Origin of the sequence: Marinitoga sp. 1138, from assembly GCF_013363265.1 — a bacterium.
Taxonomy (GTDB): Bacteria; Thermotogota; Thermotogae; order Petrotogales; family Petrotogaceae; genus Marinitoga; species Marinitoga piezophila.
In genome coordinates, this window is record NZ_LBFA01000017.1 from 34,873 (window position 1) to 50,162 (window position 15,290).

At 30.5% G+C, this 15,290-nt stretch carries 13 protein-coding genes; all 13 read left to right on the forward strand.

Features of this window, described 5'->3' with window-relative positions; translation table 11 throughout:
* Positions 1-152: 152 nt before the first annotated feature.
* Positions 153-2,672 (forward strand): DNA polymerase domain-containing protein, encoded by a 2,520-nt coding sequence (locus tag XO11_RS06285; RefSeq protein WP_175418375.1) that lies wholly within the window; start codon positions 153-155, stop codon positions 2,670-2,672.
* A 99-nt stretch (positions 2,673-2,771) separates the two neighbouring features.
* Positions 2,772-3,527 (forward strand): aspartate dehydrogenase, encoded by a 756-nt coding sequence (gene nadX / locus XO11_RS06290; RefSeq protein WP_014296770.1) that lies wholly within the window; start codon positions 2,772-2,774, stop codon positions 3,525-3,527.
* Between the two features lie 2 nt (positions 3,528-3,529).
* Positions 3,530-4,465, forward strand: coding sequence for a quinolinate synthase NadA (gene nadA / locus XO11_RS06295; protein WP_014296771.1), 936 nt, complete (start codon positions 3,530-3,532; stop codon positions 4,463-4,465).
* A gap of 4 nt (positions 4,466-4,469) precedes the next feature.
* Positions 4,470-5,291 (forward strand): carboxylating nicotinate-nucleotide diphosphorylase, encoded by an 822-nt coding sequence (nadC, locus tag XO11_RS06300; RefSeq protein WP_175418376.1) that lies wholly within the window; start codon positions 4,470-4,472, stop codon positions 5,289-5,291.
* Positions 5,292-5,450: 159 nt separating this feature from the next.
* Positions 5,451-6,221 carry a Fe-S cluster assembly ATPase SufC gene (sufC, locus tag XO11_RS06305; protein WP_075780612.1) on the forward strand — a complete coding sequence of 257 codons (771 nt, stop codon included), beginning with the start codon at positions 5,451-5,453 and terminating at the stop codon, positions 6,219-6,221.
* A 1-nt stretch (position 6,222) separates the two neighbouring features.
* Positions 6,223-7,638: a Fe-S cluster assembly protein SufB gene (sufB, locus tag XO11_RS06310; protein ID WP_014296774.1), complete on the forward strand. Its 1,416-nt coding sequence runs from the start codon at positions 6,223-6,225 to the stop codon at positions 7,636-7,638.
* 24 nt (positions 7,639-7,662) lie between these two features.
* Positions 7,663-8,886, forward strand: a complete 1,224-nt coding sequence (locus tag XO11_RS06315; RefSeq protein WP_175418377.1) for a SufD family Fe-S cluster assembly protein — start codon at positions 7,663-7,665, stop codon at positions 8,884-8,886.
* A complete protein-coding gene (locus XO11_RS06320; RefSeq protein ID WP_175418378.1) occupies positions 8,843-10,054 on the forward strand; it encodes an aminotransferase class V-fold PLP-dependent enzyme in 1,212 nt (403 codons plus the stop codon). Before XO11_RS06315 ends, XO11_RS06320 begins: the two co-directional genes overlap by 44 nt.
* Positions 10,051-10,479, forward strand: coding sequence for a Fe-S cluster assembly sulfur transfer protein SufU (gene sufU, locus XO11_RS06325; RefSeq protein ID WP_075780615.1), 429 nt, complete (start codon positions 10,051-10,053; stop codon positions 10,477-10,479). Before XO11_RS06320 ends, sufU begins: the two co-directional genes overlap by 4 nt.
* 78 nt (positions 10,480-10,557) lie before the next feature.
* Complete coding sequence (locus tag XO11_RS06330) at positions 10,558-11,937, forward strand: RtcB family protein (RefSeq protein WP_075780616.1); 1,380 nt, start codon at positions 10,558-10,560, stop codon at positions 11,935-11,937.
* 96 nt (positions 11,938-12,033) lie between these two features.
* Positions 12,034-12,927 carry a DUF89 domain-containing protein gene (locus XO11_RS06335; RefSeq protein ID WP_014296779.1) on the forward strand — a complete coding sequence of 298 codons (894 nt, stop codon included), beginning with the start codon at positions 12,034-12,036 and terminating at the stop codon, positions 12,925-12,927.
* Positions 12,928-12,959: 32 nt separating this feature from the next.
* Positions 12,960-14,510, forward strand: coding sequence for a 5'-nucleotidase C-terminal domain-containing protein (locus XO11_RS06340; RefSeq protein ID WP_014296780.1), 1,551 nt, complete (start codon positions 12,960-12,962; stop codon positions 14,508-14,510).
* A gap of 549 nt (positions 14,511-15,059) precedes the next feature.
* Positions 15,060-15,290, forward strand: a 231-nt coding sequence (locus tag XO11_RS06345) for an AAA-like domain-containing protein (RefSeq protein ID WP_175418379.1), incomplete at its 3' end; no start/stop codon positions are given.

Here is a 15,290-nt window from a genome sequence, read left to right on the forward strand (position 1 = left end):
TTATTTTAATCATTTGTAAAATCAAGAATTATTTATATAATATTTTCTTTTCATCTATTTTTTCATTTGGTTAATAAAAGTTGATAAAAAGTTCTTAATAAAGTATAATAAATATTATAGGAGTTGATGAAAATAGTATTGGAGTTGATATTATGAATGTTTCCGCTATATGGCAAAATCCGAATAATAAACAATTTTACTATAAAGAAAGGCCATTTTCAAAATGGATTAAATTAAATAAATCGCTAACCTTTTTGTTTGAAAGACATTTGAAGAAAGAAATTGTGCAGTTGTTAAGGGAGAATAATTTTAAAAATTCAGATATAAAAAATGTTGAGGAAGATTGGAAGGATATTTTCAATAAACCTTTAGTAAAGGTAAATTTTGAGAATAATATTTCGTATTATAGATATAATAATTTTTTGAAAAAATTAAAAGAAAAAGGAATAGGTATATATGGAAGGGATATTATAAATATTTTTCCTTATGATATTTCTGAAAGAATAGAGGATAAACGTATCTGGTTTCTGGATATAGAGGTTGAAGGCGATGAGGATATTACTGAAGATACAGTTCCATCATCTATTTTAGCTAAAGGAATGATAATTTCTATTACATATTATGATTCATATGAAAAAGAATATTATTCCATTATTGTTAGTAGAGAAAAAGTTGATACGTTTAATAAGAAAATAAGATTTGTTGATAGTGAAGAGGAGTTATTAAAAACGTTTAATAATCTTTTGAAGAGAAAGGTTCCTGATATTATTACAGGATGGTATTCAAATGGATATGATATTCCATATATTATAAATAGAGGAAAGAAATATCACATAATCATTTCAGCTATTGATGGATTAAAGCCGTATTCTTCATATAAGAAACAACCTTCTGGATATAGGTTTAATAATTCTATTCCTGGTGTAAATTTGCTTGATTATATGGAGTTATACAAGAAGTATATTTTTGAGAAACCACCATCATATAAGCTTGATGAGATTGCCAGAATTCATAATATTGAAGGAAAAAGTGAATACATGGGATTTTTGAATTATAAGAAAAATTTTGAAAAGTTTGTAGAATATATTTTTAGAGATGTTGAGATATTGGTTGAATTGGAAGATAAATTAAATCTTTTAAATTTGATTTGCGGGTTACAATCTGTAATTAGAATACCTATAAATATGTTATTGGCACCTTCTATATCAATAGAACATTACTTACAACAATTTTTATTGCCAGAGAAAAAATCATTTAAGGAAAATTATAATATATATAGTTCAAAAAATGTTGATTTTGAAGGAGCTATTGTTTTACAGCCACCAGATAAAAAATATGAAAATGTAATTGTACTTGATTATGCATCTCTTTATCCAAATGCAATTCAAACTTTTAATCTTTCTCCAGAAACTCTTAGATATGATTTTAACTATAACGGAAAACATGTTGATATTGGATTGATGATTCAGGATGAAGGAAAGGATTATATTCCGTTAAAATATACTCTTGAAATTGAAGGCGTATTGCCTTCTTTAATTAGGTATCTTTTAAAAGAACGTTTGAAATTTAAGCAATTAAAAAAATCTACTCCTCCAGATAATCCTGAATATATAAAATATGATATTAAACAGAGTAATTATAAGATTCTGCTAAATTCCATGTATGGTGTAATAGGTACTGAAAGGTTTCCTTTGCATGATAAACGTGTGGCCGCTTCTATAACTGGTGGTGCTCGTGGTGCATTAAGATATATGAATAATAAACTCAATAATCATGAGTTTAAAGATGTTGATATAAATGGAAAGAAGATATCTTTTAGAACAGAGGTTATATATTCTGATACCGATAGTTCATTTAATGTGATACATTGTGATGAAGAATTATCAAAGAAAGATGTTGTTCAAATTGGAAAATATATAGCAACATATATAAATGATAATATTGCTAAAGAGTTTGTTGTTAAATATTCCAATACTGAAGAGATAATAAATAGAAATTCTTTAAAGGTGGAAGTTGATAAAATATTTAAGGTTGTCAGATTTTTTGGAGTTAAGAAACGTTATTTTGGATATGATTTTGATAAAAATATTATTACACATGGAGTTGAAATTGTAAGGGTTGATACCCCAAGAAAAATAAAGGATATATTAAAGGATTTGTTTATTAGGGCTTTAGATGGTGTGTTGAAAAAAGAGGATTTAATTCGATATTATAATGTTATAAAACAAACTTCTCTTGAAGAAATTGCCATTTCAAAGACTGTTACAAAGATAGATTTTGATAAGTATAAGACAATTCCAAATCATGTTCGTGCAATTCAATTAATGAAAGAGATATATAAGTTCAAATATACATTAAACGATAAGTTGTTATATTTTCACATAAAATATAATAATAGGAGAAATTATAGAATTGTTGAAAGGATTTTTAATAAGAAGTTTAAGGATGTTGCACTTGTTTCTGCGTGTATAGAGAGGGAACATTTGCCGCAATTTGTTAAGCTCATAAAGGCAAATGAATTTGAGATAGATTATTATACGTTTTTTGATAAGCAGGTTTTATCTACGTTGAAACAGTTTTCTGAATATCGTGAAATTATAAAAGAAGTAAAGAGTGAAATTGAAAAATTGGAAGGGATTAATAATAAAAGCGAGCAATTAAAATTATTTTAAAACACTTTTATAATTACTTTTATATAAAATCGACAAAATTTCTAAACATAAAAGTCTTAAAATATATTGTGATTTTATTTTCAAAATGGAGGGATTGTAATGAAAATTTTCTTGATTGGTGCCGGGAATTCGGCAAAGATTATTTTGGAAGAATTAAAAGAAGAATTGGATAAGGTTTATGTGTATGATGTTGATAAATCCCAAATTGAAAAATTAAAGGAATTTTATAATATTTCTTATGCAGATATAAAGGATATTGCGAATTTAGATATAGATTATGTTATAGAAGTTGCATCAACAAAGGCTGTTGTGGAATATGGAAAGTTTGTTATTGAAAATAATAAGAATTTTATTATTTTAAGCACAGGTGCTTTTGCTGATAGAGATTTTTTGAATGATTTTCAGGAAGCGTTGAAAAAATCAAATAGTAGAGTTTACGTTGTTTCTGGAGCTATTGGGGGAATTGACCTTATTAATGCAATAAACGATAAGATAAAATCAATTACATTAACAACAAGAAAACCTCCAAAAAGCCTTGGACTTGAAATTGATGAGGAAAAGGTTATATTTGAAGGAAGTTCAACGGAAGCAATAAAGAGATTCCCTAAAAATGTAAATGTAGCTGTGACATTATCGCTTGCAGCAAGGGATTTTGATAAGGTAAAGGTTAGAATTATTGCTGATCCTAAAGTAGAAAGAAATATTCATAATATAAAAATTAATTCAATAGCGGGAAATTACGAGTTTACATTTGAAAATTTCCCTTCTGAAAATCCTAAAACAAGTTATTTAGCACCGTTATCTGTAGCAGGATTATTAAAAAATATAAATTCAAAAATCAAAATAGGAGGATGAAGATGATAAATCAAACAGCTATTGAAAGAGATTTTATTGAAAAGATTATAGAATTAAAGAAAGAGAAAGGTTATACAATTCTTGCTCATAATTATCAAATTGGAGAATTACAGGATATAGCAGATATTACAGGTGATTCATTACAGCTTGCCAGATTGGCAACGGAAATTGAAAACGATAAGATACTCTTTCTTGGTGTAGATTTTATGGCAGAAACATTAAAGATTTTAAATCCTTCAAAGAAAATAATAGTACCAACAAAGGGTTCTACATGTCCAATGGCAAACTCATTAACTCCGGAAATAATAAAGGAATTTAAAGAAAAATATCCAGAAGCTCCTGTTGTATTGTATGTAAACAGTACTGCAGCATGTAAGGTATATGCAGATTATACATGTACTTCAGCAAATGCTGTTGATGTAGTTAGCAAAATAGATTCAGATATAGTATTATTTGGACCAGATAAGAATTTGGGATCATATGTTGCAGAAAAAACAGGTAAAAAGGTTATTCCAATTCCAGGAGATACCGGATACTGTTATGTTCACAATAGATTTTCAGCAGAGGATGTTAAAAAAGTAAGAGAAGAACATCCAGATGCAAAGATTATAATACATCCAGAATCACCAAAGGAAGCAAGAGATTTATGTGATTATATTGGAAGCACAGGACAGATGATGAAATTTCCTGAAACAGATGATGCTAAAGAATTTATCATTGGTACTGAAGTTGGAATGATTCATAAATTAGAAAATACATTTAAAGATAAAAAGTTTTATCCATTAAAAGAACTTGCTATATGTAATAATATGAAAAAGAATAATTTGAAGAATGTATATCTCTCTTTATTAAATGAAGAACACGAAATAGAACTTCCTGAAGAAATAATGGAAAAAGCAAAGATTCCTATTTTAAATATGTTTAAAATTATGGAGTGATAATATGTTTAAATATGAGATTGAGTTGTTAAAGGATTGGATTGAAAGGGATAATTCTTTTTTTGATATAGCTTCGTATGAATTGAGAGATAAAGAAGCTTCAGGGATAATAATTTTAAAAAATTCAGAAGTTGTGTTGTCTGGAATTGAGATTATAAAAAGATTATTTGAAGAATATAATATCGATTATAATTTTAAGTTTAATGATGGTGAAAAGGTTGATAAAGGAATTATTGGTGAAATTAAAGGAAATGCATATAATGTTCTTATTGTTGAAAGAACAATGTTGAATATTCTTTCTATGATGAGCGCAATTGCAACTAAGACTCATAATCTTGTAAGTAAAATAGATGGTAAAACCAGATTAGCAGCAACGAGAAAGGTTTTTCCATGTCTTGGAAATCTTGAAAAATTAGCTGTATTACATGGTGGAGGCGATACACATCGCTGGAATCTTTCAGAAAGTATAATGCTTAAGGATAATCATATAAAAATGTATGGCGGTGTAGAAAATGCAATAAATACAGCCAGGAAATATAAATCATTTACAAAAAAATTGGAAATTGAAGTTGAAAATGAAAAAGATGCTATTATTGCTGCAAAAAATGGTGTTGATATTATTATGCTTGATAATTTTTCTGCTGAAAAAGCCAAAGAAACTGCAAGAAAATTAAAAGAAAATTATCCCCATATAATAATAGAAGTTTCCGGTGGAATAAGTGAAGATAATTATCTGGAATACGTTGATGATAATATAGATATAATATCAATGGGAAAATTGACCACAGAAATAAAATATATAGATTTTTCTCTTGAAATGAAATAAAACGCCTGATTTTCAGGCGTTTTATTTTTTTATATATTGTAAAAGAAAAAATTTTTTAAATAGTTATTTACATGATTTATATTTTTAAATTTGACTTTTTTTGTCTAATTTTGTATAATGATAATAGAATAAAATACGACAAAAAAAGGAGGAATTAAAATGTTATTATCTATCAGAAATTTAAAGGCTAAGGTTATTGAAGATGACAAAGAAATATTAAAAGGCGTGAATTTAACTATAAATCCTGGCGAAATACATGTATTAATGGGACCAAACGGTTCTGGTAAATCAACACTTTCAAATGTTATTATGGGATCACCAAAGTTTGAAGTAACTGATGGTGAAGTTTTATTTGAAGGAAAGGATATTTTAAACCTCGATACAAATGAAAGGGCTAAGTTAGGAATATTTCTGACTTTTCAACACCCTCAGGAAATTGAGGGGGTTAAAATGAGACAATTTTTAATTAATGCATACAGACATATGCATCCTGATGAAAAGGTTTCGCCTATTGAATTAAACAAGAGATTGAATAAGTTATGCGAAGAGATAAATCTTTCACCATCATTTTTAGAAAGATACGTTAATTCTGGATTTTCCGGTGGAGAAAAGAAAAAGAGTGAAATTTTGCAATTGTTTTTCTTAAAGCCTAAGCTCGTAATTATTGACGAAATAGATTCAGGATTAGACGTTGATGCATTAAGAGATGTTGCTGAAGCTATTAATAAATTAAAGACTGAGGATATGAGTATTTTAATGATTACACATTATCAGAGAATTTTGAAATATTTGCATCCTGATTTTGTTCATGTATATGTTAATGGAAGAATTGTTCATACAGGCGATGCATCACTTGCTGAAGAAATTGAGGAAAAGGGTTATAGTATCTTAAATGAGTTTGTTGATGCTGACACTGTAAAGGGGTGGTAATATGAAGGATATTAATGATATAAACTATGATGAAATAATGGTTAATCAATCGATGTTCGATTTTAGAAATGAAGCTAAATACGCTTTTAAAACACCTCCTGGGTTAAATGAAAAGGTTATTAGAGAGATTTCAGAAGCAAAGAATGAACCTAAATGGATGTTAGAACATAGATTGGAAGCTTTTAAGATTTTCGAATCTTACCATGAACCGAATTTTGGTGTAGATATTAAAAATCTTGATTTAAGTAAAATAGTTGCATATATGAAACCTGATGCCAAAAAGGCTGCAACATGGGAAGAGGTTCCTGAGGAAATTAAGGATACTTTTGAAAAATTAGGAATTCCTGAAGCAGAAAGAAAGGCTTTAGCTGGAGTTGGGGCACAATATGATTCAGAGGTTGTTTATCAGCATATTCAAAAGGAATTAGACGAACTTGGGGTTATCTTCCTTGATATGGAAACTGCTGTAAAGGAATATCCTGATTTAATAAAAGAATATTTTATGAAACTCGTGCCTTCATATAATCATAGATATGCAGCTTTACATGGAGCATTATGGAGTGGTGGATCATTTTTATACGTTCCAAAAGGCGTAAAGGTTCCTTTGCCATTACAGGCATATTTTAGAATGAATAATCCTGGAATGAGTCAGCTTGAACATACTTTGATTATTGCAGATGAAGGGTCAGAAGTTGAATTTATTGAAGGTTGTTCTGCACCATTTTATAGTGTAACCAATTTACATGCTGGTATGGTTGAAATATACGTAAAAAAAGGCGCAAAGATGAAATATTCCACCATTCAAAATTGGAGTAAGAATACATATAATCTCAACACCAAGAGGGCTATTGTTGACGAAGATGGTTCTATGGAATGGGTTTCCGGTTCTCTTGGAAGTTTTAAAACTATGCTTTATCCTATGACTATCTTAAAAGGTAAAGGCGCAAAGAATAGCAGTATTACATTAACATATGCCGGACCAAATCAACATCTTGATACTGGTTCAAAGGTATTTCACCTTGCACCATATACAAGTTCTGTTGTTAATGCAAGAAGTATTAGTATTGGTGGCGGTTGGGCATTTTACAGAGGTTGGGTGAAGATTGCCGAAAGTGCAAAAGGAGCTAAATCTTCTGTTGAATGTAATGCTTTAATGCTTGACAATAAATCAAAGAGTGATACTGTACCTTTAATTGAGGTGTTTACAGATGATGCTGATGTTGGACATGAAGCTAAAATTGGAAGAATCAGTGAAGAACAGATATATTATTTAATGTCAAGAGGTCTTAGCGAAGCGGACGCAAAGAGCATGATTGTAAGAGGGTTTATTGAACCGTTAGTAAAGGAATTGCCACTTGAATACGCATTGGAATTAAATAAATTAATTAATCTTGAAGTTGAATCCTCTATAGGATAAGCTTCAGTGGAGGTGAATTTTTAAATGTACGAAAAAGCGCTTATTTTAAATCATAATGATTTTTTGGCTACAGAATGGAAGGTTCCTGAGATAAAATCAGATAATGATTATGGTATAATTGAAATAGAAGAAGCTGAGAAATTTTACACAAGTAATGAATTAAAAAGTTTTAGAAGAAAAAGATTTGAAGAATATAAAACTTTAGGATTTCCAAAGTGGAAAAGGAGTAAATTGGAAGGTTTTAATCCTTTGCCATATGTTGCAAAGTTTAATTCTTTAATGTCAGATAATCTTAAATCAATTAATGATATAGATAATAAAGGTATTGAAATCTTAAATAATATGGATTTTGATGGTTCACACAGAAAATTTTTGTTAATGAGCGACGTGTTTTTTAACACAGGCTTCTATTTAAAAACTAACAAAAACCAGAATAATGAGGTTTATTGGATAAAAGAGGTTATTGATAAATCTCCATTATATGGTCTTGAGGTAATATATATTGATGAAAATAGTGAAGCTACTTTAATTAGATTTATAGAATCAAAGGGAAAGGGTACAAAGATTAAAACGTTAAGAGGAAAGCTGGAAGAAAATTCAAAATTAACTGTAATAAATATAAATCTTTTTGATAACGACATTTCAACAGATAATATATTTTTTGATGTAGGAAAAAATGCACAATTAACTGTTTATGATATTAACATCGGCGGAAAGGTTACTGCACCACATATTGTAACTCGATTAGCAAGTGAAAATGGAAAGGTTAATATTTATCCATATTATCTTACGCAGGATGATGAAGTAATAGATATGTTTTATCTTTTAAGATATTATGCACCAGAGACTATTGGACATATTGTAGGACGTGGCGTTTTGATGGATTCTTCAAGGGTTATATTTAGAGGGAATCTTGACATTAAAAAAGGTGCAAAGAATGCTGAAGCTGAAGAGCAAGATTTTAATCTTGTTTTATCTGAAAAGGCTAAAGTAATGGCTTTTCCTTCATTATATGTTGATGAAAACGAAGTTAATGCTGGACATGCTGCAAGCGTTGGAACAATAGAAGAGGATAAGCTTTATTATATGATGACAAGAGGATATTCCAAAAATGCTGCTAAAAAGGAAATTGCTTTTGGGAATTTTGAACCGGCAATAGAGGTTATTGAAGAAATAAATTCTAAATATGCGGGGGCGTTAAGAGATGTTATCGAGAGAAGATTTGATAAGGAGTTTTCCAATTCTTGAGAGAGAGATTAATGGAAAAAAATTGGTATATTTTGATAATGGTGCAACAACTTTGACACCTGTTGAAGTTACTAATGCCATAAAGGATTTTTATGATTATCATAACGCAAATGTGCACCGTGGTGCGCATTTGCTTTCAAATGAAGCCACAGATATGTATGAAAGTTCAAGAAAAGCTGTAGCAAAGTTTATTAATGCTAAAACAAGCGAAGTGATTTTCACAAGGGGAACAACAGAGTCTATAAACCTTTTTGCATATTCCATAGGTAAAAGCGGTTGGTTAAAAGATAAAGAGGTGCTTATTACTACCATAGAACATCATTCTAATTTTGTTCCATGGCAACAGTTAGCATATACATTTGATTTTACTGTTCAATATTATAATCCAGAAAATGGAATCTTTAACCTTGATGAATTTTTAAGAAATGTGAATGAAAACACAAAACTAATTTCAATAACGGGATTATCAAATGTCACAGGTCAGGTAATTCCTATTGAGGAAATTATAAAATTTGCTCATGAGAAAGAAATCTTAGTTCATGTTGACGGTGCTCAATTGGTTCCACATTTTGGAATTGATGTAAAGAAACTCGATGTTGATTTTCTTTCATTTTCAGGGCATAAGATGCTTGGACCTATGGGAATTGGAATATTCTATGGCAAGAAAAAACTTTTAAAGAAATTACCACCTTTTCATTATGGTGGAGAAATGATTAATTGGGTTAGTATTGAAAATACAGATTTTGCTGAATTGCCAGAAAAGTTTCAGGCTGGAACACCAAATGTTGGTGGTGCTGTTGGATTAAAGGCTGCTATTGATTATATAAACAAAATTGGAATAGATAATATTATTGAACATGATAAAAGATTAACTGAGTATGCTAATAAACGATTTAAAGAATTGGATTTTGTCACTGTTTATGGTCCAGAAGATAAAACATCAATTATTACATTTAACGTGGATAACATTCATCCACACGATGTTGCACAGATTTTAAGCGATAAGTTTGGTATAGCTGTAAGAAGTGGTCATTTGTGTGCTCAGCCTTTATTAAAACAGCTTGGAACAAAATCTGTGTGTAGAGCCAGCTTTTATTTTTACAATACAGAAGAAGAGGTTGATAGGTTAATAGAAGGATTAAAATATATCAGGGAGTGGTTGAGATGAGTTTAGAGGATTTATATTCTGATATTATTCTTGATTATGCAAGAAATCCACAATTTCAGGGTGAAATTGATGACGCAACAATTTCTGAAGATGGAAAAAATTTATCCTGTGGTGATGAAATAACGCTATTTTTAAAAGTAAAAAATGGCAAAATAGAAGAGGCAAGATTTAAGGGACATGGTTGCATTGTCAGTCAATCTTCAGCTGCTTTAATGTGTGAAGCAATTACCGGAAAAAGCTTAGATGAAGCTGAAAAAATCCTTGAAGAGGTTGAAAAAATGGCACAGGGGGAGGATTTTGATGAAGAATTGGTTGGTAATCTTGTGGTTTATTCTGAGATATCAAAATTTCCGGTAAGGGTTAAGTGCTTTACTCTTGCCTGGCATACACTTGAAAATGCGCTGGAAGAAATAGAGGAAGGTTAAAATAACCTTCCTCCATTTTTTTCTAAAAATGTTTATAAAAATAAAATGCTATGTTATAATTATCATGGAGGGAAAATAATGGATATTATAAGAGAAAATAAATATATGTGGAAAGTTGAAAAATTTAAAAATATGAAAGTTCCTGTTTATGTTTTAACCGATTCCCAAACTATTCGTAGCCAGGAATATCATGAAGCTATTATGCAATTGGTTAATGTTGCTACATTACCAGGGATTGTGAAAGGTTCTTTTGGTATGCCAGATATACATTGGGGTTATGGTTTTCCAATAGGTGGTGTCGCAGCATTTGATGCTGATAGTGGTATTATTTCTCCTGGCGGAGTTGGATTTGATATTAATTGTGGTGTTAGAATAATGACTACCTCTCTCGAATTTTCAGAGATAAAAGATTATATAGATGAGATACTAACCAGAGTTTATAATGAAATTCCTGTTGGCGTCGGCTCCAGAACGAATTTTAAATTGTCTGTAAAGGAAATGAAGAAAATCCTGAACAATGGTGTATATTGGGCAATAAATAATAATTACGGTTTGGCAGAAGATTTGTATAATATTGAAGATAGCGGTAAAATTAAGTACGCAGATGCGGATTTTGTTAGTGATGAAGCGATAAAAAGAGGAGCAGATGAATTAGGGACTCTTGGATCTGGAAATCATTTTATTGAAATCCAGATTGTTGAAAAGGTTTTCGAGAAAGAAAACGCTGAAAGATACGGTCTTTTTGAAGGTCAAATTGTATATATGATTCATTCAGGTTCAAGAGGTCTTGGACATCAGGTTGCAACAGATTATATAAAAATTTTCAGAGATAATTTAAAAGATTGGAATAAAAAAATTCCAGATAAACAGTTAATAAATGCTCCTTTTAAAAGCAAATATGGTCAGGAATATTTTTCTGCAATGAATGCTGCTGCCAATTTTGCTTTTGTTAATAGACAGATAATGGGACATAAAATAAGAAATATTTTTAAGGATTTATTTGATGTTGAATCTAAATTGTTATATGATATTACGCATAATATAGCAAAATTGGAAAAGCATAATGTTGATGGTGAAGAGAAAGAGTTAATTGTTCACAGAAAGGGTGCTACAAGAGCGTTTCCGGACCAAATAGTGTTGATTCCTGGAAGCATGGGAAGTTCTTCATATATTTTGCTGGGTACAGAGAAATCTATGAGTATTGCATTTGGCTCATCTGCTCATGGAGCAGGGAGAGTTTTAGGTAGAAGACAGGCTAAAAGAAGATTAAATTATAAAAATGTTTTAAATTCAATGAAAGAAAAAAAGATAAAGATAATTTCAAAATCAAAAAATACCATTGTTGAGGAAGCACCAGAAGTGTATAAAGATGTAGATTCTGTTGTTGATATTATAGAAAAAATTGGAATATCCAGAAAGATTGCAAAGTTAACCCCCGTTGGAGTTGTAAAGGGTTAATCAAATTTAAAAGGTATATTCAATTTAAATCTTTAAAACTGTAAACTTTTATTTCTATAATTTAAATAAAGAAATAAAAGAAACGGGGGTAATAATATGTATGCGAAGTTTGAGTGTATAGATTGTATAGTTTCTCAGATAAAAACAATTATAGGAAAGAACTTTGATTATCTCGATGAAAAGGAAAAATTTGATTTGATGAAGTCTGTTTCTACGGATCTTTTAAAATATTCAGAATATGGAAAAAGACCTATAGAATTGGCAAGGGTTATTTATGAGAAGCTTGGAGAAAAGTCTGAAACTAAGACACATGACTTTTATAGAGAAGAAAAACAGGCGTCAAATGCATTATTTTTAGAGGCTTATGATGAATTGTATAAGTTTTTAAAGGATTCTGATGAGCCGTTGAAAAATGCAGCAAAGTTATCTGTTCTTGGAAATGTTATAGATTATGGAATAAAAAATTCCTTTGGAGAGTTAGAATGGGAACTTGAAAATAGTTTAAAACTAAAGAATTTTTCTCTGGATGATTTTGATTCTTTTTATGAAACGCTTCAGGAGGCAAAAATATTATTATATATTCATGATAATGCAGGAGAAATTGTTCTTGATAAGTTGTTTATAAAAATGATAAAGGAAGAATTTCCTGAAGTACATATTATTTCTGCTGTAAGAAGTGCTCCTGTAATAAATGACGTTACTTTAGAAGATGCAAAGGAAGTTGGATTAGAAGAAGTGGCATCAGAGGTAATTGAAAGTGGAAGCAAGATTCCAGGTACATTATTAAGCGATGTTAATCAGGAATTTTTAATTGCGTATAAACAGGCTGATATTATTATCTCAAAGGGTCAGGGGAATTTTGAAGGTCTTAATGGAGAATCTGAAAAGATATACTTTGCATTAATGGCAAAATGTCCTGTTGTTGCTCGAGAATTAAAGGTAGATGTTGGGGATATAATCTTTTCAAGAAAGAATCTTTTTGTAAAATAAATCCTAAAATCTTATATTAAGGGGGTATTATGATGAAGAAGCTTTTAGTATTGTTGGTTGCATTGTTGTCTATTGCTATCTTTGCAGCACCAACACATCTTGTTATTTTCCACATTAACGACACACATGGACATGTATGGCCATATGGTGAGTATCACAATCCTGACATTGGTGGTTTTGCAAGAATTGCAACATTGGTAAATCAGGAAAGAGCAGTTAATGATAATGTATTATTCTTACATGCTGGTGACGTAAACACAGGTGTTCCAGAATCAGATCAATTAGATGCAATTCCGGACTTTGTTGCATTACATTATATGGGTGTAGATGCAATGGCTTTAGGTAATCACGAATTTGATAATCCTTTAAGCACAACATTTATGCAACAGAGATATGCTGGATTCCCATTCCTTTCAGCTAACTTTGTTACAAAAGACGGAAGACAGTTATTCAAACCATATATCATTAAAAATGTTGGTGGAGTTAAGGTTGCTATATTAGGGGTTACAACAGAACAGACACAGGTATTGGAACCACTTCACTTAAATGGCGGAAAATTCTTAAATGTAGAAGAAACAGTTAAGAAATACTTACCAGAATTAAAGAAAAAAGCTGATATTGTTGTTGTATTAGGACATCTTGGTTATGGTAAAGATGATCAACCACTTGGTGTAAAATACACAACATCAGATCAATTAGCAAAAGATGTTAAGGGTATTGATATAATTATTGACGGACATTCACACACATTAATGAATAAAGCAGCATATATCAACAAAACAATTGTTGTTCAGGCTGGTGAATGGGGTAAATATCTTGGAAGATTGGATTTATGGGTAGAAAATGGAAAAATCGTTGATTACGAATGGGCAGCAATTCCTATTAACTTAAAGAAATATTTAGGAAAAGACGAAAATGGACATTCAAAATATGAATACGTAACAGAACCAATTCCAGAAGATCCATTTATCAAAATGATTGCTGATTACTATTATTCATTAGGTGCAGAAGAATTAAATAAAGTTGTTGGAGAAACAAAGATATTATTAGATGGTGAAAGGGCACATGTAAGAAGTGGAGATACAAATCTTGGCCACTTAATTACAGATGCATTAATCTGGAAAACAGGTGCAGATGTTGCATTGCAGAATGGTGGAGGAATTAGAGCTTCAATTCAACCAGGACCAATTACATATAGAGATATTTTAACTGTATTACCATTTGGAAATACAACATATGTATTTGAAATGACAGGTGCAGATTTAATGAAAGTATTAGAATACGCAGCAACAATACCAGCTGGTAAAGGTGCATGGTTGCACGTTGGTGGTATGACATACAAGATTAAGGATAAGAAACCTGTTGATGTTATGGTAAATGGAAAACCAATAGACTTAAAAGCTACATATAAAGTAGCAGCTAATAACTACATTGCTGGTGGTGGAGACGGTTATAAGATGTTAAAAGGATTAAAAGGATTCGATACAGGATTTGTTCTTGCTGATGTTGTAAAAGAATACATTCAGCACTTAGGAACAATAGAAAATTATGATAATGCACCAAGAGTAGTTGTTGAAAAATAATAAGTTTTAATTGTATCCCTCTGGTTTTATGCCAGAGGGATTTTTTTTAGTAGTATATACGGTCGTTGCAGACTCACGTCCGTGTTTGTCCTTTTGTGTTGTTGATTGAGAAAAATAAAAACTTCCTCAAACGACTTGGTTGCTAATCCTCGAAATTTATCTTTGAAAATAGAAAAATAATATTCACTCAGACGGCAAGAATTTCTGATCCTTGCTCCATTTGAAAATTTTTTGTGTTGGAAAAAATAAAAGCTCTTTCAGGCAACTTGAGTGCTGATCTTCGAAAATTGTTCGTTCTCAGGGGTCGTTGCAGACTCACGTCCGTGTTCGTCTTCACTCAAAATCACATCCGTGTGATTTTGCCCCCTTCCACTCACAATTTTCTCAGGCACTCTGCGAGCCTTCACTCGCTTTTATTTTTTTCAACTATCCTGTCATCACCGCTTCGGGAAAATCTTAGTCTTCGCCCCTATTTTACTATTTACAAAATAAGGCGAAAGCATCATTTTGTTTTGATATGGTATAATTGAAGAGTAGGAGGTGGAAGTGATGAGGATGTTTTGTACATCAGGACCAGTTGATAAGAAAACATGTTATTATGTGGAAAGACCGGATATAACGGAAGAAGCGCTTAATCATATAGAAAACTGGAGATACTTTACAGTATCTGCACCAAGACAGAGTGGAAAAACCACGTTATTAAATGATATAGTTGAGAAAATAAAGGATAAATATATAACCATTTTTTTATCCTTTGAAGATTATAAAAATATGAAAACG